The sequence below is a fragment of the Pseudomonas sp. EA_65y_Pfl1_P113 genome (assembly GCF_963970525.1).
GTDB lineage: Bacteria > Pseudomonadota > Gammaproteobacteria > Pseudomonadales > Pseudomonadaceae > Aquipseudomonas > Aquipseudomonas tritici.
Map to the genome: position 1 here is coordinate 17,579 of NZ_CAXAQM010000023.1, position 25,642 is coordinate 43,220.

A 25,642-nucleotide genomic window follows, 5' to 3' on the forward strand; every position below is an offset into this window, starting at 1 on the left:
GGGCGTCATTGGGCTCTACACTGCCTCTGACCTGGTAGGCGATGGAGGACCCAATGGCGGCCGCACCCGACACCCGAATAGTTGGAACCATCGAAGGCCAACGCCTGGCGACGCCGGATGCCGAGCGTTGGCGCGAATGGGGCCCTTACTTGAGCGAACGCCAATGGGGCACGGTGCGCGAAGACTACAGCGCCGACGGCGACGCCTGGTCTTACTTTCCCCATGAACATGCCCGCAGCCGTGCCTACCGCTGGGGCGAAGATGGCCTGGCGGGTTTCAGCGACAAGGCGCAACGCTGGTGCCTGGGCCTGGCCCTGTGGAACGAGCGCGATGCGATCATCAAGGAGCGCCTGTTCGGCCTTAATAACGCCGAGGGCAACCACGGCGAAGACGTCAAGGAGCTGTACTTTTTCGTCGACGGCGTGCCGAGCCATGCTTACATGCGCATGCTCTACAAATATCCCCACGCAGCCTTTCCCTACGCCGACCTGATCAGTGAGAACGCCCGCCGTGGCCTGGAGGATGCCGAGTACGAAATCCTCGACACCGGGGTGTTCGCAGACAACCGTTACTGTGACGTCAGCGTCGAATATGCCAAGCATCAGCCCGACGACATCTTCATGCGGGTCACCGTGAAGAACCGCTCGGACCAGCCGACCCGCTTGCAGGTGCTGCCCCAACTGTGGGCGCGCAATGACTGGAGCTGGACCATTGATGCGCCCAGGCCGCTGTTGACGTTGGATGCAGAGTCGGTGCTGGCGCGCCATCATGAACTGCCTGATCGTCATCTCAGCGCCTGGGGCCAGGATGGGGTGGAGTGGCTGTTCTGCGAGAACGAAAGCAACTATCCCAGGCTGCATGGGCAACCGGCGCCAGGCCCCTTCAAGGACGGGATCAATGATTACGTGGTCGAGGGTGTTCAAGCGGCGATTCGTCGTGACAGCGGCACCAAAGTCGCGGCGCGCTTCATTCTCGAGCTGGACGGCCTTGACAGTAAAACCCTCTACCTGCGTTTTGCTCCCGTCGACGCGCCGCAGGTCAACGCGCGCAAGCTGTTCGAACAGCGCCGCCAGGAGGCCGACGAGTTCTACGCCGCTTTGCAACACGGCATGGCCAGCGACGATGCGCGCAATGTGCAGCGCCAGGCGTTGGCCGGACTGCTGTGGTCCAAGCAGCTGTACTATTTCGACGTAAACCAATGGCTCGACGGCGACCCGGCGCAACCCGCGCCACCGCCCGAGCGCCTGCTTATCCGCAACACTCATTGGCGACACCTGTCGAATTTCGACATTCTCTCCATGCCCGACACCTGGGAGTACCCGTGGTATGCCTCGTGGGACCAGGGCTTCCAGGCGGTGGCCATGGCGCTGATCGATCCGGGATACGCCAAGCAACAGCTGTTGCTGCTGGTGAAAGACCGTTTCATGCATCCCAACGGCCAGTTGCCGGCCTATGAGTGGCGTTTTGACGACGCCAACCCGCCGGTACATGCCTGGGCCAGTTGGCGGGTGTATCAGCAGGACAAGACGCTGAACGGTGTAGGCGATATGGATTTCCTTGAGCGGATATTCCACAAGTTGCTGCTGAATTTTTCCTGGTGGGTGAACCGCAAGGATGCCGAGGGCCGCAACCTGTTCCAGGGCGGTTTCCTGGGCTTGGACAATATCGCCTTGTTCGACCGCTCGGCCGCGTTGCCTCCGGGTTACCAACTGGATCAGGCCGACGGTACGGCATGGGTCGCGGCCTATGCCCTGGACTTGATGCGCATCGGCCTGGAGCTGGCCAAGCGTAACGTCGTCTACGTCGACATCGCGGTGAAGTTTTTCGAGCACTTCCTGTACATCGCCGGCGCTATCAACCGCGTCGACGACAGTGCCGAAGGCCTGTGGGATGAGCAGGACCTGTTCTTCTACGATGTGCTGCACCGCCCCGACGGCCAGAACGAGCCGGTGCGCCTGCGCTCCATCGTCGGCCTGATGCCGCTGTTTGCCGTACTGGTGCTGGAACAGCACGAGCATCAACGTTTGGAGGGGTTGCGCGAGCGGCTCTTGGGTTTCATGCATCACCGGCCGGACTTGGCAAAGCTGGTCTCGCGCTGGAATGAGCCGGGGCAGGGCAATCGCCTGCTGCTGGCGCTGTTGCGCGGTGAGCGCACCAAAGACCTGCTGCGGCGCATGCTCGATGACAGCGAGTTTCTGGCGCCCTTTGGCGTGCGCTCCTTGTCCAAGGCCTTCGCCGAGCAACCCATGGCGTTGAAGATGAATGGCACCACGCTGAGTGCCTGCTATCAGCCAGGCGAATCCGACTCGCGTTTGTACGGTGGTAACTCCAACTGGCGGGGGCCGTTGTGGATGCCGGTGAACTATATGTTGATTGAGTCGCTGCGCGAGTTCCACCGTTACTACGCGGATAACTTCTCGGTGGAGTACCCGACGGGCAGTGGTTATCTGTCGTCGCTGGAGGAAGTAGCTGAGAGCCTCAGTCAGCGGCTGACCCGGTTGTTTCTAAGGGATGAAAATGGCCTGCGGCCGTCGATGGCGGGGTATGCGCAGTTGGAGGCGGATCCGGAGAGTCGTGATTTGGTGCTGTTCCATGAGTATTTCCATGGCGAGACCGGGCGTGGGCTGGGCGCGTCGCACCAGACCGGGTGGAGTGCGTTGGTGGCGTTGTTGCTGCAGCCGAAAATCTGAGTCACACCGCACAATAAAAAGCGGGCTTGCTCGCGAATGCGTGGGTCAGTCAACGAATATGTGACTAACCCACCGCATTCGCGAGCAAGCCCGCTCCCACAGGGATCCAGGGTTACCCGTGAATCAGGAAGGGAACAGCTCGCTCAGCTTCATCGCCAGCATCATGTCGCCTTCGGTGCGCAGCTTGCCGCCCATGAAGGCCTGCATGCCGTCGGTGGAGCCGTCGACGATGCCTTCCAGGGTTTCGCTGTCCATGACCAGGGTCACTTGGGCGTCCGGGTTTTCGCCTTCCTGCAGCTCGCAGGTCTTGTCTTTGACGACCAGGGAAAAGTTCTTCGTGTCGTCGATACGGAAACCGAACACCAGGTCCAGGCCTTCGGCAGCGCTTGGGTTGAACTTGGCTTTCATTGCTTCTACAGCTTTGGCTACGTCAGTCATGGTTTCGATCCTTTAGGGTAGAGTCCAGTGACCTTGGGGTCACGGTTGGCCGCAGTTCATCGGAAGGTGATGAGCTGCGGCGCCCTCAACAGTTGCAAGTGGGTATGGCTGTTGAAGGAAGCCAGTGTCACCTCGCGACCGCGGAATTTCAGCTGGTTGAGCGAGGTGTTAACAATTTGCCAGTTCAGTTCGAACGCCTGGGCGGCGGGCATTCGGGTAATCAGGTGGAGCAGGGCGGTGATGGTGCCGCCGGAGGTGAACACCGCGATCTTCTGCGTGTTGTCCGCCGCTTCAAGAATACGTTGCAGGCCGCCTTGGACACGCTCGACGAAACCCAACCAGCTTTCCAGTCCTGGCGTGTCATAGGTGCCGGCCAGCCAGCGTTCAATGATCAAGGCGAAGATGCGCTGGAATTCGCTGCGGTTCTGCGCGGCATTACGCAGGATCTCCAGGGCTTCGGGTTCGTGGCTGAGCAGGTCAGGGAGTAGGGCGCGAATGATCGCCTCGGCATCGAATTCGTTGAAAGCGCTGTCGACTTCCAATGCCGGTACCGGCAGGCCCAGTGCGCTGTATTGTTCGAAGGCGGCGGTGGCGGTGTGTTGCTGGCGGCGCAGGTCGCCGGCCACGCAGCGATCAAACACCAGGCCCATGTCCGCCAGGTGGCGACCGAGCACTTGCGCTTGCTCCACGCCGACGGGCGACAAGACGTCATAGTCGTCTGCACCGAAGGAGGCCTGGCCATGTCGAATCAGATAGATGCTGCCCACGTCCGTTTTCCCGGTACGTTGAAAGTCTGGCGAGGTTATGAGGATGCCTTCAAGCTGTCAATGAAAAAACATACGCTTGTTTTAAAAGTGCGTTGGAGGGCGCCTGGTGGCGGTTTGAGCGCTGGCTCACGGCAAGCACCGTCGGTATGCTGGGGCCATCCGCGCCTGGCGCACTGCACTTGTAAGGAGAACTATGGATTTTGTGGCCGAATACGCGAGCTTTCTGGCGAAGACCGTTACCCTGGTGGTCGCTATTCTGGTGGTACTGATCAGCTTCGCGGCGTTGCGCAGCAAAGGTCGTCGCAAATCCGCCGGCCAGTTGCAGGTCAGCAAGCTCAATGATTTCTATAAGGGCCTGCGTGAGCGCCTGGAGTCGAGCCTGCTCGACAAAGACCAGCTCAAGGCGTTGCGAAAATCCGAAGGCAAGGCTGAAAAGAAGAAAGGCAAACAGAAAGCCGAGGCCAAGCCACGGGTGTTTGTGTTGGATTTCGACGGCGATATCAAGGCTTCGGCCACTGAGAGCCTGCGCCATGAAATCACCGCACTGCTGAGCCTGGCCACGCCAAAGGACGAAGTCGTACTGCGCCTGGAAAGTGGCGGCGGCATGGTCCACAGCTACGGCTTGGCGTCTTCGCAACTGGCGCGTATCCGTCAGGCGGGCGTACCGTTGACCGTGTGCATCGACAAGGTCGCAGCCAGCGGCGGTTACATGATGGCGTGCATTGGCGAGAAGATTATCAGTGCACCGTTTGCCATCCTTGGCTCCATTGGCGTGGTGGCGCAGTTGCCCAACGTCAACCGCCTGTTGAAAAAACACGACATTGACTTCGAAGTGCTGACCGCGGGTGAATACAAGCGCACCCTCACGGTGTTTGGCGAAAACACTGAGAAGGGCCGCGAGAAGTTCCAGGAAGACTTGGACATCACTCACCAATTGTTCAAGAATTTCGTCTCGCGTTATCGCCCGCAGTTGGCAATCGATGATGTTGCGACCGGAGAAGTGTGGCTGGGTGTTGCTGCGCTCGACAAGCAATTGGTCGATGAGCTGCAAACCAGCGACGAATACCTGGCCACCAAGGCCAAGACCGCCGAGGTGTTCCACCTGCACTACGCCGAGCGCAAGAGCTTGCAGGAGCGGGTTGGCCTGGCGGCGAGTGGCTCGGTAGACCGGGTTCTGCTGACCTGGTGGAGCCGGTTGACCCAGCAGCGATTTTGGTAACTCGATTCTGAGCGTTTAGTTGAATCCATTGTGGGAGCGAGCAAGCCCGTTCCCACATTGGTTTGGCGGTGACGGTTAAGGCTCGAGTACGACCTTGAGGGACTTGTCGCCGCGCTCCATCACTGCGAACGCTTCCTTGAAGTCTGCCAGGGCGAACGTGTGGGTGACTACGCCGCGCATGTCGATCTTGCGGTTGCCGATGAAGTCGATGGCGCGTGGGTACATGTAGGGCCCCAGGTGCGAGCCGAGCACGTCCAGTTCCTTGCGGTCGCCGATGATCGACCAATCCACCGTCGCCTCGTCATTGAATACGCTGAACTCAACGAAACGCCCCAGCTTGCGCAGCATCGCCAGGCCCTGGTTGACCGCTTTGTGATGGCCGGTGGCTTCGATGTAGATGTCGCAGCCGTAGCCGTCGGTGATTTCACGGATCTTCGCCAGCACGTCAACGTCCGCCGGGTTCCACACTTCGTCCGCGCCCATGCGTAGGGCGAGCGCGGTGCGTTCGGGTTTCATGTCCAGCACGATAAGTTTTTTCGGATTACGCATGCGCACTGCGCCGATGATGCCCAGCCCCAGCGTACCAGCGCCAGCGACTACCACCACGTCATCGAAGTCGACATTGGCGCGCTCGGCGGCATGCAGCGAGCAGGCGAGAGGTTCGATCAAGATGGCTTCGTCCGGAGCGATGGCGTCCGGGACTTTGTGGATGATGCCTTCCTTGGTGAAAATCATGTACTGGGCCATGGCGCCCTGCACATTGTTCTGGAAGCCATACAGGTCGTGTTTCTGGCACATCCAGTACTGGCCGTGATTGCAGAAGCGGCAGCCCCAGCACGGTACGATCTGCTCGGAAATGACCCGATCACCGACCTTCACACCGCGTTTTTCCGCGCCGGGGCCCAGGGCGACCACACGGCACACAAATTCGTGGCCGGGGATCATCGGCGGTTTCACATAGCGCGGCTGCTCGGCATCGCCCCAGAACGAGGGCGCGCCGCGATAGGTCTTGATATCGCCCATGCAGATGCCGCACAGCTCGACCTTGGTGAGGATTTCCTCAGGGCCGGGCACAGGTACATCGACGGTTTCCAGACGATAATCTTCCGGGCCATAACAGACCACTGCCTGCATGGTTTTCGGGATGATCGGGAATAGTTGTTCTTGCGAACGTTCGGTAACGGTGGACATGGCGGGCCTCGGGGCAAAAGTGAACTCATCGCTCCCGTGCGGACACGGGAGCGATCAACCGGCAATGGTTTATTTGGCGCCGCTGACTTGCTTGTACAGCGCGTCGGCGTTGGCGTTAGTCACGGGCACCCAGGGCAAGATGTAGTTCTTCGCGGTGCCATCGGCCCATTTCACGTCTTTGGCGTAGCGCTCCCAGATCGCCGATTGTGGTGTGTAGTCCTTCCCGGCGAGTGCACGCAGGGCCACGTCCAGCGCGCCTTGGGATTGAGCCTGGGCATCCTGCAGGAAGGTGGTGACTTCGTCTTTTTTCGCCGCCTGGATCGCATCTGGCATGCCGTCGATGGAGGTGACCGGTACGTCCTTGGCGGTCAGGCCGTGGGATTTCAGTGCCTGTACGGCGCCTAGGGCCATGTCATCGTTTTGCGCGATCACGCCGTTAATGCCTTTGGGGTGGGCGTTCAGCCAGTCTTCAGTCAGTGTCATGGCCTGGGCGCGGTCCCAGTTGGCGGTCTTTTTCTCGATGATCTTGATGTCCGGGTGCTTGCCCAGCACTTCCAGTTCACCTTTTTCCCGATCGATCTGCGCCGACTGGCCGATCGGGCCCTGAATAATCACCACATTTCCCTTGCCGTTGAGCTTGTCGACCATGGCTTGTGCCTGCAAGCGGCCGCCTTCCACATCGTCGTTGCCCACATAGGGTACGGAGGCATCGGCTACTTTCGTATTGGAGGCGATGACCACCACGTCGTTGCTCATGGCTTGCTTGACGGTGCCCACGCCGGCCTTGGTGTCGATGGGCACGAACAGGATGGCGTCGTAGCGCTGGGTCACCATGTTTTCGATCTGGTTGTTCTGGGTCAGTGCGTCGTAGTTGCCGTCGAATACGGTCAGTTGCACGGTGCCGTCTTTGACGGCGGGGTGTTCCTTGAGCTCGCGTACCCAGTTCTGCATGAACTGGCCCTTGAGGCCGTAGACCGCGGCACCGACCTTGTAGGTCTTGCCGTCGGCGGCCAGGGCGAGGCTGCTGGCGAGTAGGGTGAGGGCCGCTGCGGCGGCGATGGTCGAACCAGGTTTCATGATGAGCACCTATTTATTGTTGTGGTCAGTCGTTCATGCATTGCCTTGTTGTGATCATATGTTTAGCAAATGAAAATCTGATCAGTCAAATTTTTTCGCATGAAACCTGAAAATAGGCCTAATATTGCAAATTATTGGATTTTTTATGAGGTTATTGCCTTATTTTTAATGTTTTCGCGTGATATTAATTTCAATTGATGATCATGTGGTCGTATTAATTTGGCAGGTTTTACAGATCTTGTAATAGTTTGGGTTGTGGAGAGGTTCGGATTCGCCTGTACGATTCAGATCCTTTTGTCATTGCAGGATTTGCATGAACACCCTCTCGGAGCCTCCCAGTCGTCTTTCCCCAAGACAACCGCTGCTGCTATTCCCGCTGAAGCACCCCGTATTCCGACTGCTAGTCTTGTCCCGGGCCCCTGACCGTGCCTTGCCGTGTCTGGCATTCTGAAATTCGATTGAAGAGGCTTTATAGATGGAATGGTTAGCGGATCCAACGGCCTGGCTCGGCCTGTTGACCTTGATTGTGCTGGAACTGGTACTGGGCATCGACAACCTGGTGTTTATTGCGATCCTGGCGGACAAGCTGCCGCCCGAGCAGCGTGACCGTGCGCGCTTGATCGGTTTGTCCCTGGCGCTGCTGATGCGGCTGGGCCTGTTGGCGAGTATTTCCTGGTTGGTGACCCTCACCCAGCCACTGTTCGAGGTGTTCGACAAGAGCTTCTCCGGCCGTGACCTGATCATGCTGTTTGGTGGTGTGTTCCTGCTGTTCAAGGCCACCATGGAATTGCACGAGCGCCTGGAGGGCCATGTCACACAGCGAACCGGTAACGTCGCCTACGCGATGTTCTGGCCAATCGTGGCGCAGATCGTGGTGCTTGATGCGGTGTTCTCCCTGGATGCGGTGATTACCGCCGTGGGCATGGTGGACGAGCTGGCGGTGATGATGATCGCGGTGATCGTGTCCATCGGCCTGATGATCGTGGCGAGCAAGCCGTTGACCCGCTTCGTCAATGCGCACCCGACCGTGATCATGCTGTGCCTGGGCTTCTTGATGATGATCGGTTTCGCCCTGACCGCCGAAGGCCTGGGCTTCCATATTCCCAAGGGCTACCTGTACGCCGCCATTGGTTTCTCGATCCTGATCGAAGTGTTCAACCAGATTGCCCGCGCCCGTCGCAAGAAGTCGGCGCAAGGTGTGCTGCCGGTGCGCGAGCGTACCGCTCACGCGGTGATGCGTTTGCTCGGCGGCCGCAGCCTCGCGGTGGAAGAGGTGGGCGAAGACGTGGCCGATTTGCTCGGCGAGTCTGATGCGACGCAAGGTCCGCTGTTTGGCCGACGTGAACGCGTGATGATCAGTGGCGTGCTGCAACTGGCCGAACGGCCGATTCGCACGCTGATGACGCCGCGTGCCCAGGTTGACTGTATCGATCTGGCGGACGATCCCGACACTATCCGCCTAAAATTGATGCATTCGTCCTACTCGCGTTTGCCGTTGATTCGCAACGGTGCCGTCGATGAGCCCCTAGGCTTTGTGCACAAGAAGGAGCTGCTCAAGGAGTACCTGGCCGGCAACGAACCTAACCTGGAGCATTTGGCGCGCCGTGCAATCAACTTGCTGGAGAGTTTTTCGATCCTCAACGCCCTGGAGCAGATGCGTCAGGAGTCGACCCACATCGCTTTTGTGATCAACGAATTCGGTGATTTCATGGGCGTGTTGAGCATGACCGACATTCTTGAATCGATTGCTGGTGAGTTGCCGGATGCCAGTGAGGTCGAGGGGCCGGATATCGTCGAGGAGGGCGATGGTTTCCGCGCCAATGGTGCGTTGAACCTCAATCTGGTTAGTCAGCGCACAGGCTTCAAGGCTGCTGCGACCGAGGACTATCAGACGTTGGCCGGCCTGGTGATGAGCCTGCTGGACCGTTTGCCGGTGGTGGGCGATAGCCTGGAGCATGAAGGCTGGCGCTTGACGGTGGCGGCGGTGGAGGAGCGGCGGGTAACGCAGGTGGTTTTGCGACCTTGCGCTGGTCATAACGTTTGAACGTATCTGTCACAAACCGCACCTGTTCTTGCTCAGGACCGAAACCTTTGAACACCTCCATCAAGGTTCCGTTGAGGTAGATCAGCAACGTTGGGGTGCCCATTACGCTTGGGTGCCTCGGCGTTTTCACGCAATTAAGCACGATGCTCACTATCCAGGGATGTCTTGAGGCAATCCGTTCGAACAAGGGGCCTGCGCTCACGCAGGCGGGGCAGTGGTCGGAAATAAACAGAATGAACACTGGGCGTGGCGTATTCAGCACCCTTTGAAAGTGTTTGGCATCAGAAATTTTTTGCGTAGCAATCTCCATAATGATCTCCCGGGCAGCGCTGGTTTTTGTCAACGCTAAGCCCGGCAATCACCCTCGTCTACTGTCAATCTTCACAGGTCCTCCTTACGCTCCAAGCGTTCCCGCGCCTTGCGCGCCTGGCTCGCGCATTTCTTGTATTCCAAGTTGTTCCTGGAGGCCTTCGCTTCGCGATAGCCGTGGTGATTCTGGCTCGTGTAGCGAGTGCTGAAGGCTTCGTTGAGCTTGCGCAGTTCTTCCTTGCAGTCACGACGATCTTTGCTGGCGGAGGCGCCGTTGGTCACCAGGAAGGCCAGCAGAAACAGGCTGAGACGTAGCTTCATCAGGGCGGGGTCCTTATCGACATGAATATGCCAAGGCTAGCCCAGGGCAAGGATTTTTCAATGGTGGGCGTGCACTGCACGGGTGCGCGGTAACACTGTTATGGCGCACCCCAGTGGGGCTGATCACCGTTGTGGGGGCCTTGGGTAGCAGGGGCATTTCAGGTGATGGCGCAACGCCTCGTCGAAAAAATACTCATCTAACTGATTCATAACGAATTTATTTCAATCATATTTTTCTGTTACTACGTGTGGCACACTTCCTGCTGTCTATTCCGTTGTTACATACTATGTTCCGGTATAGCGGAATACACATCTCTTGGAGTGCTTGTCATGCATCACCGACCTTCCGTGTTTAAAGCGTGTGTTTTTCTCTTCGTCGCATCGGCTTCCCTCGCCAGCCTTGTGCAAGCGGCGGACAGCAAGCTCGATAACGTGCTCAAACGGGGGCACCTGATCGTGGGTACAGGCAGTACCAATGCGCCGTGGCACTTCCAGGGAGCGGATGGCAAGTTGCAGGGGTTTGATATCGACATCGGCCGCATCGTGGCCAAGGGCTTGTTCAACGACCCAAGCAAGGTCGAGTTTGTGGTGCAGTCGTCCGACGCACGCATTCCCAACCTGCTGACCGACAAGGTCGACATGAGTTGTCAGTTCATTACCGTCACCGCCAGCCGCGCGCAGCAAGTGGCTTTTACCCTGCCGTACTACCGCGAAGGCGTGGGCCTGCTGCTGCCAAACAACAGCAAGTACAAAGAGATTGAAGACCTGCAGGCGGGCGGCGATGGCGTGACTGTGGCCGTGCTGCAAAACGTGTACGCCGAAGAGCTGGTGCATCAGGCTTTGCCCAAGGCCAAGGTCGACCAGTACGACAGCGTCGACCTGATGTACCAGGCCGTGAACTCCGGCCGCGCCGACGCCGCCGCCACCGACCAGTCCTCGGTCAAATATCTGATGGTGCAGAACCCAGGCCGCTACCGCAGCCCGGCCTACGCCTGGAGCCCGCAGACCTATGCATGCGCCGTCAAGCGTGGCGATCAGGATTGGCTGAACTTCGTCAACACCGCGTTGCATGAAGCCATGACCGGTGTGGAATTCCCCACCTACAAGGCCTCGTTCAAGCAGTGGTTCGGCGTTGATCTGCCGGAGCCGGCGATCGGTTTCCCGGTTGAGTTCAAGTAATTCATGAAAGTCGGGGCGCCGCGAGCGGCGCCCCCATTCAGGTACTGTCGACCATGAACTATCAGTTGAACTTTGCCGCCGTCTGGCGCGATTTCGATACCTTGCTGTTGGGGCTCGGCCTGGGCTTGGAACTGGCATTGCTGTCGATCGCCATCGGCTGCGTGATTGGCCTGCTGATGGCGTTTGCCATGCTATCCAGGCACGGCGCGCTGCGAATCTTCGCCTCGGTGTATGTGACGGTGGTGCGCAATACGCCGATCCTGGTACTGATCCTGTTGATCTACTTCGCCTTGCCCAGTCTGGGTATCCGCCTGGACAAGATCCCCTCGTTCATCCTCACCTTGTCGCTTTACGCCGGTGCCTATCTGACGGAAGTGTTCCGCGCCGGGCTGTTGAACATTCCCAAGGGCCTGCGTGAAGCCGGCTTGGCCATTGGCTTGGGAGAGTGGCGTATCCGCGCCTACATCACCGTGCCGGTGATGCTGCGCAACGTGCTGCCTGCGCTGTCGAACAACTTCATTTCGCTGTTCAAGGACACCTCGCTCGCCGCCGCCATCGCGGTGCCGGAGCTGACCTATTACGCCCGCAAGATCAACGTCGAAAGCTACCGGGTGATTGAAACCTGGATGGTCACGACCGCGCTCTACGTGGCTGCCTGTTACCTCATCGCCATGCTGCTCCGTTACCTGGAACAGCGCCTGGCGATCCGTCGTTAAGCGAGGTTTCCATGTACCAATCCCCAAGCTGGCTGCATGAGTTGTGGATCGCCCGGGAGACGCTCTGGGCGGGCTTCCAGGCCAGCGTGTATGTCTCGGCGTTGGCCATTATCTTTGGCACCCTGATCGGCATCGTCGCCGGGTTGATCCTCACCTACGGCAAATTCTGGATGCGTGCGCCGTTTCGTCTGTATGTCGACTTGATCCGTGGCACACCGGTATTTGTACTGGTGCTGGCGTGTTTCTACATGCTGCCGGCACTCGGCTGGCAAATCAGCGCGTTTGAGGCCGGTGCGGTCGGGCTGACGTTGTTCTGCGGCTCCCACGTATCGGAAATCGTGCGCGGCGCGCTGCAAGCCATTCCCCGTGGGCAACTGGAAGCGGGCAGGGCGATTGGCCTGACGTTCTACCAGTCCCTGGGCTACGTGCTGTTGCCCCAGGCGCTGCGCCAGATCCTGCCGACTTGGGTCAACTCCTCGACGGAAATCGTCAAAGCCTCGACCTTGCTCTCGGTGATCGGCGTGGCCGAGCTGCTGCTGAGCACCCAGCAAGTGATCGCACGCACTTTCATGACCCTGGAGTTCTACCTGTTCGCCGGGTTTCTGTTCTTTGTCATCAACTACGCCATCGAATTATTCGGTCGCTACATTGAAAAGCGGGTGGCCTTGCCATGAACCAACCTCAAACAACCCAACCGCTGCTGAACATTCGCGGCCTGCGCAAACAGTACGGCGAAGTCGAAGTGCTCAAGGGCGTCGACCTCTCCATGCAGCGCGGCAATGTGGTGACCTTGATCGGCTCCAGCGGCTCGGGCAAGACCACGCTGTTGCGCTGCGTCAACCTGCTCGAAGAGTTCCAGGGCGGCCAGATCACCTTGGATGGCGAGTCCATCGGCTACAGCGAGATTGCCGGCAAGCGCGTACGTCATCCTGAACGGGTGATCGCCCAGCACCGTGCGATGACCGGCATGGCGTTCCAGCAATTCAACCTTTTCCCACATTTGACTGCGTTGCAGAACGTTACCCTTGGCCTGCTCAAGGTCAAGAAAATGGGCAAGGACGAAGCCGTCGCGCTGGCGGAAAAATGGCTGGACCGCGTAGGGCTTTTAGAGCGTCGCAACCACTTCCCCGGCCAGCTTTCCGGTGGGCAGCAACAACGTGTGGCCATTGCCCGCGCGATTGCCATGAACCCGAGCCTGATGCTGTTCGACGAAGTCACCTCGGCCCTCGATCCCGAGTTGGTGGGCGAAGTGCTCAGCGTGATCAAGGGCCTGGCGGAAGAGGGCATGACCATGTTGTTGGTTACCCACGAGATGCGCTTTGCCTATGAAGTCTCGGACAAAATCGTTTTCATGAACCAGGGCCGCATTGAAGAGCAGGGCACCTCGAAGGACATCTTCGAACGCCCGCAATCGCCGCGCCTGGCGGAATTTCTCAAGAACATTCGTTTTTAATCAGGAGCCTATTTTTATGAGCATCACTCGTTACGGTGCCGGTAGCACAGCCGGCGGTGGCCAGCCACGTCCTTTCGCCCGCGCGGTGGAAGCGGACGGCTGGCTGTACGTCTCGGGCCAAGTGCCTGCGGTGGACGGCGAAATCATCACCGGCGGGATTATCGAGCAAACCCGCCAGACCATGCGCAACGTGGTGGCGATCCTCGAAGAAGCCGGCTACGAGCTCAAAGACGTCGTGCGCGTCGGCGTATGGCTGGAAGACCCCCGGGACTTCTGGAGTTTCAACAAGGTATTCGGCGAATACTTCACCCCGGAACACGCCCCGGCACGTGCCTGTGTGCAGGCGAACATGATGGTCGATTGCAAGGTCGAGATTGATTGCGTGGCCTACAAGAAAAAAGGCTAAATGCCCCCACTCTTGAGACCACTCGAGATCAAATGTGGGAGCGGGCTTGCTCGCGAAAGCGGTGTTTCAGTGAATGCATCTATAGCTGATCCACCGCATTCGCGAGCAAGCCCGCTCCCACAGGGGCCTGTGTTGACAGTAACGTTTTGAACGAGACCAGAACCGCCATGACCGAAGACACCATCAAACGCCGCGCCAAGGGCCTGGACCGTGCATTCGATATCCTCGATTTCCTCAAGGAAATCGGCCAACCCCTGCGCCCGAATGATATTGCCAGCGGCATCGGCAGCCCCAAATCCACCGTCTACGAATTGGTCGCGTCCTTGCTCGAACGACGCATCCTCGAAACGGTGGGCAAGGACGGTCACGTCTACCTCGGTCGCCAACTGTACTTTCTCGGCCAGGCGCACCTGCGCCATTTCGACCTGACCCGCGAGGCCGACCACGCCTTGCAGGAAATCGTCAGCCGAACCCACGAAACCGCGCAGATGTGCCTGCTCAACGGGCGCAAATACACGGTGGCGCTGATGCGCGAAGGCGAGCGGCATTTCCGGATTTCCTCGGACATCGGCGAAAACGCACCGATCCCCTGGACCGCCTCCGGACGCCTGCTGCTGGGGCACTTGAGCGATCAGCAGATCATTGATCTGATCGATCCCGACGACTTCATCCTGCCGGATGGCGAGCGCCTATCGCTGGAGACCTTCCTGGCGCAAATCCGTCAGGCCACCCTTGATGGCTTCTTTTCCTTCGACAGTGTGGCCGACACCTTTACCCATTGCTTTGCCGCCCCGGTACGGGACGCCCAAGGCATCAGCATTGCGACCCTGTGCATCGTCGCCCCACGCGCCGACGCGCTCAAAAACTACAACGACTATCGCCGGGTGTTGATCGACAGCGCCAACCACCTGGCCCGGCGCATCAACGAATAGGAGTTTTCCATGTCTGCCATCAATGCCGTTGAAAAGGGCGCGGCTGCCGTCGGTGCCCACCTGGTTCGTGACGTCAGCCTGCCCGCCCTGGTGCTGCACCGTGACGCCCTGGAACACAACATCCGCTGGATGCAGGACTTTGTCAGCAAGAGCGGCGCCGAGCTCGCGCCCCATGGCAAGACCAGCATGATGCCGGCACTGTTCCTGCGCCAGATCGCAGCGGGTGCTTGGGGCATCACCCTGGCCAACGCCGTACAGGTCCGTGCTGCTTATGCCGGCGGCGTGCGCCGTGTGTTGATGGCCAATCAACTGGTGGGCGCGCCAAACATGGCGTTGATCGCTGACCTGTTGGCCGACAAGGATTTCGACTTCCACTGCATGGTCGACCACCCGGATAACGTCGCCGACCTCGGCCTGTTTTTCGCCGCTCGCGGTTTGCGCCTCAACGTGATGATCGAATACGGCGTGGTCGGTGGCCGTTGCGGTTGCCGTAGCGAGCAGGAGGTCCGTGATCTGGCCAAGGCGATCAAGGCCCAGCCCGCCCTGGCCCTTACCGGTATCGAAGGCTATGAAGGCGTGATCCATGGCGAGCACGCCATCAGCGGCATCCGTGAGTTCGCCGCCAGCCTGGTGCGCTTGGCAGTTGACCTGCAGAACAACGGCTCTTTCGACCTGCCCAAGCCCATCGTCACCGCGTCGGGGTCGGCCTGGTATGACTTGATCGCCGAGTCTTTCGAGGCGCAAAACGCCGCCGGCCGCTTCCTCAGTGTGCTGCGCCCTGGCAGCTACGTGGCCCACGACCACGGCATCTACAAAGAGGCGCAATGCTGCGTGCTTGACCGCCGTAGCGACCTCAGCGAAGGCCTGCGCCCGGCGCTGGAAGTCTGGGCGCATGTGCAGTCTATGCCGGAGCCGGGTTTTGCGGTGATCGCCCTGGGCAAGCGTGACGTCGCCTATGACGCCGGTTTGCCGGTGCCGCTCAAGCGCTACAAGGCCGGTATCGTTCCGGCGGAAGGCGATGATGTGGGCGCGTGCAAGGTCACGGCAGTGATGGATCAGCACGCATTCATGACTGTCGCCGCGGGGGTGGAGTTGCGTATTGGCGACATCATCTCGTTCGGCACTTCCCACCCTTGCCTGACCTTTGACAAGTGGCAAGTGGGTTGCCTGGTGGATGAGCAGTTGCAGGTGATTGAGTCTTTGCATACCTGCTTCTAGACCGTGTCACTCCCTTCGCGAGCAAGCCCACCCCCACCTTGACCGCATTTTATCTGTAGGCATGCAGTCAACTGTGGGAGCAGGCTTGCTCGCGAAGGGGCCATCAGCCCACTCGAGAGATATGCCATGCCCCCCCAACCCCACATCGCCCTCATCGGCGAATGCATGATCGAACTGCAACACCGCGCCGACGGCAGCCTGCACCAGAGCTTCGGCGGCGACACCCTTAACGCGGCGGTCTACCTGCGCCGTGAACTGGGCGACACCGCTCACGTCGACTACGTCACCGCACTGGGCGATGACAGCTTCAGTGACGCCATGTGCCAACAGTGGGCGCAAGAAGGCTTGGGCCTGGGCAGGGTCCAGCGCCTGCCCGGGCGTTTGCCAGGCTTGTATTGCATCCAGACCGATGCCAATGGCGAGCGTAAATTCCTCTATTGGCGTAACGAAGCCGCCGTGCGCGAGTGCTTCACTACGCCTGCGGCCGAGCCGATCCTGGCCGCCTTGCCGGACTACGACGTGGTGTATCTGAGCGGCATTACCCTGGCGGTACTGGGTGAAATCGGCCGTGAGCGTTTGCTGCCAACCTTGATCGAAACCCGTCGACGCGGGGGTAAGGTGGTATTCGACAACAACTACCGACCGCGCCTGTGGGCCAGTGTCGAGGCGGCACGGGCGGCGTATCACCAAGTGTTGGCCGAGGTGGATATTGCCTTGTTGACCGAGGATGACGAGCGCGCGTTGTTTGGTTATGCCGACAGTGAGCAGGTATTCGCAGCGTATCCGGGGATTGCTGAGGTGGTGCTCAAGCGCGGGGCGCACGCGTGTTTGATCCGTTGTGCAGGGGAGCGGTTCGCAGTGCCCGCGCTGAAGGTGGAGAAGGTGGTGGATACGACGGCGGCGGGGGATTCGTTCAGTGCGGCGTATTTGGCTGGTCGGCTCAAGGGGGGCTCACCCGAAGAGGCCGCCTTGGCTGGGCATCGGTTGGCGAGTCGGGTGATCCAGGTGTCCGGAGCTTTGATTCCCTGATGAATGGCCGCCTGCGGCGGTTCGGGAGCAAGCCCCACAGTTGACTGCATTCCTTCAGATGACATGCGGTCAACTGTGGGAGTGGGCTTGCTCGCGAAAGCGGTCCAAAGCCAACCCCTTAGTCCCGGTAAAACACCTGCACCAAGTGATACCCAAACTTACTCTTGATCGGCCCGTGAACCACCTTCACCGGCTTCTTGAAAATCACCGCATCAATCGCCCCGACCATCTGCCCAGGCCGCACTTCACCCAGATCGCCGCCACGCTTGCCAGACGGGCAGGTGGAGTACTTCTTGGCCAGCACGTCAAACGCCTCGCCCTTGGCAATGCGCTGCTTGAGTTGTTCGGCTTCTTCGCTGGTTTTCACCAGGATATGACGGGCTTGGGCTTTCATTGATCTCTACCAGGTGTGCGACGGCGCGCGATTATGCCTGAACTCATTCGTCCACGCTGATCATGCTGCGGATTGTCGTGGCCAGCAGGTCGATGGAAAACGGTTTGGCAACCATGTTCATGCCGTCTTCCAGAAAGCCCTGGCGCTCAGCGGCTTTCTCGGCGTACCCGGTCATGAACAGGACCTTGAGACCGGGCCGCTGCTGACGGGCAATTTCCGCCAACTGCCGGCCGTTCATGCCCGGCAGGCCGACATCGGTGACCAGCAAATCTACGCGCAGGTCCGACTCCAGCAGCGGCAGTGCAGCCCGTGCGTCCGCCGCCTGATGCGCGGTGTAGCCCAGTTCATCGAGCACATTGACCACCAGCATGCGCACCGCCGGGTCGTCTTCGACCACCACTACCGCCTCACCCGCCAGCGCCAACGGGGCTTCGCTCAGGTGCGGCGGCTGGCTGCTTTCCAGCGACGTACCGTACAGGCGCGGCAGGTACAGGCGCACACACGTGCCCTGGCCCGGATCACTTTGAATGGTCACGTGGCCGCCGGACTGCTGGGCGAACCCGTAGATCATCGACAGCCCCAGGCCGGTGCCCTGGCCGATGGGTTTAGTGGTGAAGAACGGGTCGAACGCCTTGGCCAGGATCTTCGGCGCCATGCCCGTGCCGTTGTCGCACACGCCCAGCATCACGTAGTCGCCAGCCTTGACCGGTTCAAGGGTGGTGATGTCGGAGCCGTCCAGGTAACTGTTGGCGGTTTCAATCAGGATTTCACCGCCATCGTGCATGGCATCGCGGGCGTTGATTACCAAATTGAGCAAAGCGTTTTCCAGTTGGCTGGCATCGGTGTTCACCGGCCAGATGTCATGGCCGAGTTGCACTTTGAGCGAGATATGCGCGCCCGTGGTACGCCGGAACAAATCTTCCAGAGACGTCACCAGTTGGTTCGGGTTCAGCGGGCGTCGGTCCAGTGACTGGCGGCGTGAGAACGCCAGCAAGCGGTGGGTGAGGGCGGCCGCACGATGGGCGGACGACACGGCAGCATCGGTAAAACGCCCGATCTCATCACTGCGCCCGGCGGTGATATAGCGCTGCATCAGGTCCAGGCTGCCGATGATACCGGTGAGCATGTTGTTGAAGTCATGGGCGATACCGCCGGTGAGTTGGCCGACCGCTTCCATTTTCTGCGCATGGCGCAGGGCGTCTTCGGCGCGCTCACGCTCGTACATTTCGTTTTGCAGGCGCTGGTTGGACTCGGCCAGCGCCTGGGTGCGCTGGGCCACGCGTTCCTCAAGGTTTTCGTTGAGGTGGCGCAGGGCCTGTTCGGTGTGCTTGCGCTCGGTGAGGTCCAATGCGGCACCGAGGAACCGCGCCGGGCGGCCTTGATGGTCCTTGTAGCAACGGCCCCGGGCAAACACCCAGCGCACGTTGCCATCGGCCTGCAGCAGGCGGTATTCCTCAGCGTATTCGGTGCCGAAGGTGATGCAGTGTTTGATGCTGCGCGTCACCGTGCCACGGTCTTCGGGGTGCACGCCTTTCAGGTAGTCGCTGATCGGCAGCAGGCCTGCATCGCTGGGCTCGACGCCGTGCAGGTAGGCGAAATGCGCGTCGGCAATAAAACGGTCTTCGCCGATATCCCAGTCCCAGGTGCCTACGGCGTCAGTGGCCGCCAGGGCGAGTTGCAGGCGTTGTTCCGTGTTGTGCTGGGCCCGGCGGCGTTCGTTGGTTTCGATGGCGGTGACCAGGATGCCAGCCACGTTGGCGCTTTCATCGCGGACCGGGCTGTAGGTCAGGTCCAGCCAGATCTCGGTGTCGCGATTATTGCGTTGCAGCACGAAGCGCTGCTCGCTGAACGTGCGCACCTCGCCGCTGAGCACAGCGTCGTAGACCGGCGCGGCAAAACTTTCCAGCTCCGGCCAGGTATGGTGCGCGGGTTTGCCCATGGCTTCGGGGTGTTTGTTACCCGCCAGCAGTGCGAAGCCGTCGTTATAGAGTTGCGTGAGTTGGCTGCCCCACAGCAGCAGCATCGGCATCGGCGAGTGCACGACAATATCCAGGGCAGTGCGCAGGCTTTGTGGCCAATCATTGGCCTCACCGAGTGGGCTTTGCGTCCAGTCCAGCCGCGCAATTAAAGCGGCGGCTTCGCTACCGGTGGATGTTCCCTTCATGTAAAAGCCCTGAGCGTAACGCTTTGAAAGATGACAACACCCATTATCCCGTGACGTGGGAATGAGTGACTACCCCCGAAAAATAGCATGCATTCGGGGTTTGTCTTCAAAACAGTGCGCCGGGGCTGAAACCTTTCATCCTTCAGCCAGTTCAGGGCGATTGCGAAACTGCTCCAGCGCCTGCGGGTTCGCCAGGGCGTCGGTGTTCTTCACGGGCTCGCCGTGCACCACATTGCGCACCGCCAATTCAACGATCTTTCCGCTGATGGTGCGGGGGATATCGGTGACAGCGAGGATCTTCGCCGGTACATGGCGTGGTGTGGTGTTGGCGCGGATCACCTGGCGAATGTGTTGCTCCAGGGCTGCGTCCAGGTCCACACCGTCATTGAGGCGCACGAACAGCACCACACGAACGTCGTCCTGCCAGCGTTGGCCAATCGCCAGGCTTTCCAGCACCTGTGGGACTTTTTCCACCTGGCGATAAATCTCTGCCGTGCCGATGCGTACGCCGCCCGGGTTGAGCACGGCGTCGGAACGCCCGTGAATCAGCAGGCTGCCATTGGGCCGCTGTTCGGCGTAGTCACCCTGGGCCCATACGCCGGGGAACTGGCTGAAATACGAGGCGCGCAGTTTATGGCGCTCCGGGTCGTTCCACAGGCCGATCGGCATGGCCGGGAAATGCCGGGTGCACACCAGTTCGCCTTTTTCGCCGATCAGTGGCTGGCCCTGGTCGTTCCACACTTCAATGGCCATTGCCAGGCTCTTGCACTGCATTTCGCCGCGCCGCACCGGCAACACTGGGTTGCCGATCACAAAACAGGAGACGATATCGGTGCCGCCTGACATGGAGGACAGGCACAACTCGCGCTTGATCTCGCGATACACGTAGTCGTAGCTCTGCGGCGACAACGGTGAACCTGTTGAAATCAGGCCTTTGAGGCTGCTCAGGTCGTGGGTCATGCGCGGTTGCAGGCCTGACTTTTCCAGCGTGGCAAGAAACTTGGGGCTGGTGCCGAACACGCTGATCTTTTCCGCGTCAATCAGGTCGATCAGCCGCTCGGGGCCCGGGTGAAACGGCGAACCGTCATACAGCACCGCCGTGGCGCCGATGGCCAGCACCGACACCAGCCAGTTCCACATCATCCAGCCGCAGGTGGTGTAGTAGAACAGGCAGTCCTCGCGCGACAGGTCGGCGTGCAGGCCGTGTTCCTTGAGGTGGGTGAGCAGCACGCCGCCGGTCCCATGGATGATGCATTTAGGGATACCGGTGGTGCCGCTGGAATAGAGGATGTACAGCGGATGATCGAACGGTACGGCGACGAATTCCGGCTCGCCACCGGCTTGGTAGGCGTCCTGCCACAGGGAGATGCTGGCGTGGGTGCGGTAGTCCTCGACCCGCGCCTGGGGCCGTGCATAAGGCACAATGATCAACTGTTCCAGGGACGGCAGGCGCTCGAGGATTTCATTGAGCTTGGCGGTCTGGTCGATGTGCTTACCGGCATAGCGGTAACCGGCGCAGGTGATCAGCACTTTGGGTTCGATCTGGCCGAAACGGTCGATCACGCCCTGGGTGCCAAAGTCGGGCGATGAGCACGACCAGATCGCGCCCAGGCTGGTGGTCGCGAGCATGCCCACCAGGGTTTGCCAGGTGTTGGGCATGCACGCGGCAACCCGGTCGCCCTGGGTGACGCCGGCAGCGCGCAGGCTTTTTTGCAGGCCGGCGACATGGGCAGCCAGTTCGGCGTAGGTCAATTGCTCGCGCTGGCCGTCTTCGCCGATGGCGACCACCGCCGGGTGATCGTCGCGGCGGCGCAGCAGGTGCTCGGCAAAATTCAGCGTGGCGCCGGGGAACCAGTGGGCACTGGGCATCTCGGTGTCTTCGATCAGCACGGCCGTGGGCGGACTGCGAAATTGCACGTCGAAGAACGCCACGATCGCCCGCCAGAAATCCGCGCGCTGGTCGATGCTCCACTGGTGCAGGTCCGGGTAGTCGCTGAGCTGCACGCTGTAGCGTTCGTTGAGGTAGCGACGGAACTGGTCCATGCGCGTGTTGGCGATGCGTGCCGGGGAGGGTTGCCAGAGGATGTCGGACATGCGCGAGTCTCTTGTTCTTATACAAATCTACGAGACAACATAGATCCAATGTGGGAGCGAGCAAGTCGAATCGTCGCACCGCCACTCCCATATTTGGATCTGCATTGGTGTGGAAGTCTGTGTTTATTGTGCCAGCCAACCGCCATCCATATTCCACGCCGCACCGCGCACCTGGCTACCCGCTTCGCTGCACAAAAACAGCACCAACTCACCCAGCTGCGGCGGCGTGACAAACGCCAGTGACGGCTGCTTCTGTGCCAGCAAATCATGCTGCGCCTGCTGCGGGTCCACGCCATTGGCGGCGCGATCATCAATCTGCTTCTGCACCAGCGGCGTCAGCACCCAGCCAGGGCAGATGGCGTTGCACGTGACGTTGCTGGTTGCCGTTTCCAGGCCCACTACTTTGGTCAGTCCGATCACGCCGTGCTTGGCCGCCACATACGCCGCCTTGCCCACCGAACCGACTTGCCCGTGCACCGACGCGATATTGACGATGCGCCCCCAGCCCTTGGCTTTCATGCCCGGCAAGCTCAGGCGCGTGCTGTGGAACACCGAGGACAGGTTGATCGCGATGATCGAGTCCCAGCGCTCAACCGGGAAGTCTTCCACCGCCGCGACGTGCTGGATGCCGGCGTTATTCACCAGGATATCCACGCCGCCGAATTCACGCTCGGCGTAGGCGATCATGTCGGCGATCTGCGCCGGGTCGCTGACGTCGGCCGGGTGATGGCCGACCTTGCCGCCAAACGCTTGCACTTGCGCGATCACCGCGCCGGCGTCGCCGAAGCCGTTGAGGATCAGATTGGCCCCGGCCTTTGCCAGGCTCAACGCGATGCCCAAGCCGATGCCGCTGGTGGAGCCGGTGACCAGAGCGGTCTTGCCGTTCAATGTCGTCATGAAAACCTCACACAATGCCGGTGGCGTAGAAAGTACCGATCACCACAAACACCGCGAGGGTCTTGATGATCGTGATGCCGAAAATGTCCTTGTAGGCTTCGCGGTGGGTCAGGCCAGTCACCGCCAACAGCGTGATCACCGCGCCGTTGTGGGGCAGGGTGTCCATGCCGCCGCTGGCCATCGCCGCCACCCGGTGCAGCACTTCAAGGGGGATATTGGCCGCATGGGCCGCCGAAATAAAGCTCTCGGACATGGCCGCCAGGGCAATGCTCATGCCGCCCGACGCGGAGCCGGTAATACCGGCCAGCAGGGTCACGGTAATTGCTTCGTTGACCAGCGGGTTGGGAATGCCTTTGAGCCAGTCTGCCAGTACCAAAAAGCCTGGCAACGAGGCGATCACCGCGCCAAAACCGTATTCCGAGGCGGTGTTCATCGCCGCCAGCAGCGCACCGCTGACCGCACTTTTACTGCCTTCGGCCAGCTTGCTTTTGATCGCCGACCAGCCGAACACCAGCACCATGATGATGCCCACCAGCAACGCCGCCTGCACCGCCCAGATTGCGGTCAGCTTGGCGATGTCGGTGGTCACCGGTGTGCTCATGCCCGGCAGGCTGAGGCTGTGGGTCTTGCCGTACCACTGCGGGATCCAGTGGGTGAACAACAGGTTCATCACCCCCACCAGAATCAGCGGCGACAGCGCGATCCATGGGTTGGGCAGGGTCAGGTTCTCAGCGGTTTCGGGCTCGTTGCGCAGTTCGGTGCCATAGCCTTCACCGGCACGTTGCGCCTTATTGCGCTGGCGCGCGAGGTACAGCATGCCGGCGCAGAACACGAAGATTGTGCCGACCAGCCCCAGCCACGGCGCGGCCCAGGCGGTGGTGTTGAAGAAGGTGCTGGGGATGATGTTCTGGATCTGCGGCGTGCCGGGCAGGGCGTCCATAGTGAACGAAAACGCACCGAGGGCGATGGTTGCCGGTATCAGCCGCTTGGGAATATTGCTCTGGCGAAACATCTCCGCCGCGAACGGGTACACCGCAAACACCACCACGAACAGCGACACGCCGCCATAGGTGAGCAGGGCGCAGACCAGCACGATCACCAGCATCGCCTGGCGCGTGCCGAGCAAGCGGATCGCGGCGGCGACAATCGAGCGCGAGAAGCCCGACAACTCGATCAGCTTGCCAAACACCGCACCGAGCAGGAACACCGGGAAATACAGTTTGATAAATCCGACCATTTTCTCCATGAACACCCCGGTAAACGCAGGGGCGACGGCGGACGGGTCGGTGAGCAGCACAGCGCCGAGGGCGGCGATGGGGGCAAACAGGATAACGCTATAGCCACGGTAGGCAGCCAGCATCAGCAGCGCCAGGGCTGCCAGGGCAATGATCACACTCATGGTGTGTCTCCATCGGGTTGTTATTTTTGTGGGGTGAGGCTTGAAGGAGGGCTATAGCGAGATGTGTGCCAAGATCACAAGCTATTGAAATATAATGATATTTAAGATATTTCAAACAACAGCTCTAAGGTTTGTCTCTTATTTGAGACAGGTGCAGTTCAAATGTGGGAGCTGGCTTGCCTGCGATAGCGGTCTTCCTGCTAGCCTATATGCAAGCTGAACCACAGCGATCGCAGGCAAGCCAGCTCCCACATTAGATTGTCTTGAATTCGAGAGTTATGTCTCTTTATTGAGACTCGCTGATGCCCAACGCCACCATTTTCTTATACAACGTCGACCGCCCAAGCCCCAGCCGCTTCGCCGCCTCCACCACATTCCCCTCACACGCCTCCAACGCCGCCCCTATCACCTGCCGATCAAACCGCTCCCGCGCCGCACCGAAACTCTCCCCCTCCACCGGCACCACCGCACTGCCACGCTGCACCGGGGTGAACGTACCAATTGCCGCACGAATTTCCCGGGCATCCAACACCAAGTCATCACTCAACAACGCCGCGCGCTCCAGCACGTTACGTAGCTCACGGATATTCCCCGGCCACGCATGCTGCGCCAATAACGCTAACGCTTCATGATCCAGTTCATGCTGGCTACGCAGTTCCTCAAGGATTGCCTCACTCAGCGCCGGGACATCCTCCAGCCGCTCACGCAACGGCGGTACCTGGATGGGCAGCACATTCAGCCGGTAATACAGGTCCGCACGAAATTCGCCGCGCTTGATCGCCGCCTCCAGGTCCATGGACGTCGCGGCAATCACACGCACATCGCTGTGCAGCATCTCGTTGGAGCCTACTGGCTCGAATTCTTTTTCCTGCAATACCCGCAGCAATTTGCTTTGCAGCGGCAGGGGCATGTCCCCGATCTCGTCGAGGAACAGCGTGCCGCCTTGGGCGATCTGGAATTTACCGGGACGGCCCTTGCGGTCAGCACCGGTAAACGCGCCCGGTGCGGTGCCGAAGAACTCGGCTTCCAGCAGGTCTGCGGGAATCGCCGCGCTGTTGACGCTGACGAAGGCCTTGTGCGCCCGCGTGGAGGCGCCGTGAATCGCCTGGGCGAGCAACTCCTTGCCGGTGCCGGTTTCCCCCAGTAACAATACCGGCGATTCGGCACTCGCACTGCGCCGCGCCCGGCGTTTCACTTCAAGGCTGGCGGCGCTGGTGCCGATGAAGTGCGCAAAGTTGTATTTGCTCTGGCGCGAACGCAGCAATGAGCGAGTGGAGGCCAGCTCCTGTTGCATGCTCAGGTAACGTTCGATCAATGGCGACAGGTTGCGCAGCTCATCAAACAAGGCAAAACCAATCGCCCCGATCACTGCGCCTGCGTCGTTGTGGATCGGCAGGCGCATTACCACCAGCGGGCCTTTGGGCGTGTCCTGGATATCCAGCAAGATCGGCTGATCATTGCGCACCACCTGGCGCAGCAGGCTGTTGGAAATCACCTGTTCACAGGGCTGGCCGATGGCTTCGTCAGCGCTTTTCAGGCCGAAGCGCTTGGCGTAACGCTCGTTCATCCAGACAATATTGGCGTCGCGGTCGACAATCACTGTGCCCTCGCTGGACTGCTCGATAATCTCGAACAGCGACTGGATGGCCAGACCGCGAACCTGTTGGTAGTCCTTGAGGTTATCGGTGATGTTCATGTTTAGGCT

Annotated in this window: 22 protein-coding genes and 1 pseudogene; 11 read left to right on the forward strand and 12 right to left on the reverse strand. The window is 60.1% G+C overall.

The genetic code is table 11. The features are described 5' to 3' along the window. Positions 1-53 precede the first annotated feature (53 nt). Positions 54-2,690: a glucosidase gene (locus tag AACY52_RS19845; RefSeq protein WP_339415849.1), complete on the forward strand. Its 2,637-nt coding sequence runs from the start codon at positions 54-56 to the stop codon at positions 2,688-2,690. Positions 2,691-2,813: 123 nt separating this feature from the next. Here the strand turns inward: AACY52_RS19845 and AACY52_RS19850 are convergent, their stop codons facing one another. Then, a complete protein-coding gene (locus tag AACY52_RS19850; RefSeq protein WP_005788868.1) occupies positions 2,814-3,128 on the reverse strand; it encodes an SCP2 sterol-binding domain-containing protein in 315 nt (104 codons plus the stop codon). A gap of 56 nt (positions 3,129-3,184) precedes the next feature. Next, positions 3,185-3,895, reverse strand: coding sequence for a histidine phosphatase family protein (locus tag AACY52_RS19855; RefSeq protein ID WP_339415851.1), 711 nt, complete (start codon positions 3,893-3,895; stop codon positions 3,185-3,187). Positions 3,896-4,088: 193 nt separating this feature from the next. On the opposite strand from AACY52_RS19855, the gene sohB reads away from it, so the two are divergent. Beyond that, positions 4,089-5,114, forward strand: coding sequence for a protease SohB (gene sohB / locus AACY52_RS19860; protein WP_339415853.1), 1,026 nt, complete (start codon positions 4,089-4,091; stop codon positions 5,112-5,114). 75 nt (positions 5,115-5,189) lie between these two features. Here the strand turns inward: sohB and AACY52_RS19865 are convergent, their stop codons facing one another. Together AACY52_RS19865 and AACY52_RS19870 are read right to left on the reverse strand one after the other, a co-directional pair. Then, entirely contained in the window at positions 5,190-6,305 is a 1,116-nt protein-coding gene (locus tag AACY52_RS19865; protein ID WP_339506363.1) for an alcohol dehydrogenase catalytic domain-containing protein, read from the reverse strand. Positions 6,306-6,374: 69 nt separating this feature from the next. Continuing rightward, positions 6,375-7,382 carry a substrate-binding domain-containing protein gene (locus AACY52_RS19870; RefSeq protein ID WP_339415857.1) on the reverse strand — a complete coding sequence of 336 codons (1,008 nt, stop codon included), beginning with the start codon at positions 7,380-7,382 and terminating at the stop codon, positions 6,375-6,377. Between the two features lie 475 nt (positions 7,383-7,857). Here AACY52_RS19870 and AACY52_RS19875 point away from each other — a divergent pair, with 475 nt between their 5' ends. After that, the gene (locus AACY52_RS19875; protein ID WP_339427605.1) at positions 7,858-9,426 is read left to right on the forward strand and encodes a TerC family protein; all 1,569 of its coding nucleotides are present in this window, start codon (positions 7,858-7,860) and stop codon (positions 9,424-9,426) included. 28 nt (positions 9,427-9,454) lie between these two features. Here the strand turns inward: AACY52_RS19875 and AACY52_RS19880 are convergent. Both AACY52_RS19880 and AACY52_RS19885 read right to left on the reverse strand, forming a co-directional pair. Continuing rightward, positions 9,455-9,736, reverse strand: a pseudogene (locus AACY52_RS19880) (thioredoxin family protein); the annotation flags it as partial. A gap of 71 nt (positions 9,737-9,807) precedes the next feature. Then, positions 9,808-10,056, reverse strand: coding sequence for a hypothetical protein (locus AACY52_RS19885; protein ID WP_339415859.1), 249 nt, complete (start codon positions 10,054-10,056; stop codon positions 9,808-9,810). A 330-nt stretch (positions 10,057-10,386) separates the two neighbouring features. Here AACY52_RS19885 and AACY52_RS19890 point away from each other — a divergent pair, with 330 nt between their 5' ends. The 8 genes from AACY52_RS19890 to AACY52_RS19925 all read left to right on the forward strand — a co-directional run bounded on the left by AACY52_RS19890 (position 10,387) and on the right by AACY52_RS19925 (position 16,989). Then, a complete protein-coding gene (locus AACY52_RS19890; RefSeq protein ID WP_339415860.1) occupies positions 10,387-11,235 on the forward strand; it encodes a transporter substrate-binding domain-containing protein in 849 nt (282 codons plus the stop codon). Positions 11,236-11,288: 53 nt separating this feature from the next. Beyond that, on the forward strand, positions 11,289-11,951 hold the full coding sequence (locus AACY52_RS19895; RefSeq protein WP_339415861.1) for an amino acid ABC transporter permease: 663 nt from the start codon (positions 11,289-11,291) through the stop codon (positions 11,949-11,951). Positions 11,952-11,962: 11 nt separating this feature from the next. Then, positions 11,963-12,625, forward strand: a complete 663-nt coding sequence (locus AACY52_RS19900; protein ID WP_339427604.1) for an amino acid ABC transporter permease — start codon at positions 11,963-11,965, stop codon at positions 12,623-12,625. Continuing rightward, entirely contained in the window at positions 12,622-13,404 is a 783-nt protein-coding gene (locus AACY52_RS19905) for an amino acid ABC transporter ATP-binding protein (protein WP_339415865.1), read from the forward strand. Before AACY52_RS19900 ends, AACY52_RS19905 begins: the two co-directional genes overlap by 4 nt. Before the next feature lie 16 nt (positions 13,405-13,420). Further along, entirely contained in the window at positions 13,421-13,810 is a 390-nt protein-coding gene (locus tag AACY52_RS19910; protein ID WP_010210958.1) for a RidA family protein, read from the forward strand. 167 nt (positions 13,811-13,977) lie between these two features. Continuing rightward, complete coding sequence (locus tag AACY52_RS19915; protein WP_339415868.1) at positions 13,978-14,742, forward strand: IclR family transcriptional regulator; 765 nt, start codon at positions 13,978-13,980, stop codon at positions 14,740-14,742. A 9-nt stretch (positions 14,743-14,751) separates the two neighbouring features. Next, on the forward strand, positions 14,752-15,960 hold the full coding sequence (locus tag AACY52_RS19920) for an amino acid deaminase (protein WP_339436608.1): 1,209 nt from the start codon (positions 14,752-14,754) through the stop codon (positions 15,958-15,960). Between the two features lie 126 nt (positions 15,961-16,086). After that, positions 16,087-16,989 carry a sugar kinase gene (locus tag AACY52_RS19925; RefSeq protein WP_339427601.1) on the forward strand — a complete coding sequence of 301 codons (903 nt, stop codon included), beginning with the start codon at positions 16,087-16,089 and terminating at the stop codon, positions 16,987-16,989. A 118-nt stretch (positions 16,990-17,107) separates the two neighbouring features. On the opposite strand, the gene AACY52_RS19930 is transcribed toward AACY52_RS19925, so the two are convergent. The 6 genes from AACY52_RS19930 to AACY52_RS19955 all read right to left on the reverse strand — a co-directional run bounded on the left by AACY52_RS19930 (position 17,108) and on the right by AACY52_RS19955 (position 25,633). Then, positions 17,108-17,383, reverse strand: a complete 276-nt coding sequence (locus AACY52_RS19930; RefSeq protein ID WP_003174397.1) for a peptidylprolyl isomerase — start codon at positions 17,381-17,383, stop codon at positions 17,108-17,110. A 43-nt stretch (positions 17,384-17,426) separates the two neighbouring features. After that, positions 17,427-19,547 carry an ATP-binding protein gene (locus AACY52_RS19935; protein ID WP_339427600.1) on the reverse strand — a complete coding sequence of 707 codons (2,121 nt, stop codon included), beginning with the start codon at positions 19,545-19,547 and terminating at the stop codon, positions 17,427-17,429. A gap of 135 nt (positions 19,548-19,682) precedes the next feature. Next, positions 19,683-21,641 carry an acetoacetate--CoA ligase gene (locus tag AACY52_RS19940; RefSeq protein ID WP_339496844.1) on the reverse strand — a complete coding sequence of 653 codons (1,959 nt, stop codon included), beginning with the start codon at positions 21,639-21,641 and terminating at the stop codon, positions 19,683-19,685. A gap of 123 nt (positions 21,642-21,764) precedes the next feature. Beyond that, positions 21,765-22,538 (reverse strand): 3-hydroxybutyrate dehydrogenase, encoded by a 774-nt coding sequence (hbdH, locus tag AACY52_RS19945; RefSeq protein ID WP_339415873.1) that lies wholly within the window; start codon positions 22,536-22,538, stop codon positions 21,765-21,767. A gap of 7 nt (positions 22,539-22,545) precedes the next feature. Further along, entirely contained in the window at positions 22,546-23,937 is a 1,392-nt protein-coding gene (locus AACY52_RS19950; RefSeq protein WP_339415874.1) for a GntP family permease, read from the reverse strand. Positions 23,938-24,223: 286 nt separating this feature from the next. Further along, complete coding sequence (locus AACY52_RS19955) at positions 24,224-25,633, reverse strand: sigma 54-interacting transcriptional regulator (RefSeq protein WP_339415876.1); 1,410 nt, start codon at positions 25,631-25,633, stop codon at positions 24,224-24,226. Positions 25,634-25,642 lie beyond the last annotated feature (9 nt).

Coding starts and splice junctions, on each gene's coding strand:
- AACY52_RS19845 (WP_339415849.1), top strand. CDS start 54: ATGGCGGCCGCACCCGACACCCGAATAGTTGGAACCATCGAAGGCCAA.
- AACY52_RS19950 (WP_339415874.1), bottom strand. CDS start 23,937: ATGAGTGTGATCATTGCCCTGGCAGCCCTGGCGCTGCTGATGCTGGCT.
- AACY52_RS19915 (WP_339415868.1), top strand. CDS start 13,978: ATGACCGAAGACACCATCAAACGCCGCGCCAAGGGCCTGGACCGTGCA.
- AACY52_RS19925 (WP_339427601.1), top strand. CDS start 16,087: ATGCCCCCCCAACCCCACATCGCCCTCATCGGCGAATGCATGATCGAA.
- AACY52_RS19955 (WP_339415876.1), bottom strand. CDS start 25,633: ATGAACATCACCGATAACCTCAAGGACTACCAACAGGTTCGCGGTCTG.
- AACY52_RS19870 (WP_339415857.1), bottom strand. CDS start 7,382: ATGAAACCTGGTTCGACCATCGCCGCCGCAGCGGCCCTCACCCTACTC.
- AACY52_RS19935 (WP_339427600.1), bottom strand. CDS start 19,547: ATGAAGGGAACATCCACCGGTAGCGAAGCCGCCGCTTTAATTGCGCGG.
- AACY52_RS19890 (WP_339415860.1), top strand. CDS start 10,387: ATGCATCACCGACCTTCCGTGTTTAAAGCGTGTGTTTTTCTCTTCGTC.
- AACY52_RS19875 (WP_339427605.1), top strand. CDS start 7,858: ATGGAATGGTTAGCGGATCCAACGGCCTGGCTCGGCCTGTTGACCTTG.
- AACY52_RS19930 (WP_003174397.1), bottom strand. CDS start 17,383: ATGAAAGCCCAAGCCCGTCATATCCTGGTGAAAACCAGCGAAGAAGCC.
- AACY52_RS19905 (WP_339415865.1), top strand. CDS start 12,622: ATGAACCAACCTCAAACAACCCAACCGCTGCTGAACATTCGCGGCCTG.
- AACY52_RS19850 (WP_005788868.1), bottom strand. CDS start 3,128: ATGACTGACGTAGCCAAAGCTGTAGAAGCAATGAAAGCCAAGTTCAAC.
- AACY52_RS19920 (WP_339436608.1), top strand. CDS start 14,752: ATGTCTGCCATCAATGCCGTTGAAAAGGGCGCGGCTGCCGTCGGTGCC.
- AACY52_RS19910 (WP_010210958.1), top strand. CDS start 13,421: ATGAGCATCACTCGTTACGGTGCCGGTAGCACAGCCGGCGGTGGCCAG.
- AACY52_RS19940 (WP_339496844.1), bottom strand. CDS start 21,641: ATGTCCGACATCCTCTGGCAACCCTCCCCGGCACGCATCGCCAACACG.
- sohB (WP_339415853.1), top strand. CDS start 4,089: ATGGATTTTGTGGCCGAATACGCGAGCTTTCTGGCGAAGACCGTTACC.
- AACY52_RS19885 (WP_339415859.1), bottom strand. CDS start 10,056: ATGAAGCTACGTCTCAGCCTGTTTCTGCTGGCCTTCCTGGTGACCAAC.
- hbdH (WP_339415873.1), bottom strand. CDS start 22,538: ATGACGACATTGAACGGCAAGACCGCTCTGGTCACCGGCTCCACCAGC.
- AACY52_RS19900 (WP_339427604.1), top strand. CDS start 11,963: ATGTACCAATCCCCAAGCTGGCTGCATGAGTTGTGGATCGCCCGGGAG.
- AACY52_RS19865 (WP_339506363.1), bottom strand. CDS start 6,305: ATGTCCACCGTTACCGAACGTTCGCAAGAACAACTATTCCCGATCATC.
- AACY52_RS19895 (WP_339415861.1), top strand. CDS start 11,289: ATGAACTATCAGTTGAACTTTGCCGCCGTCTGGCGCGATTTCGATACC.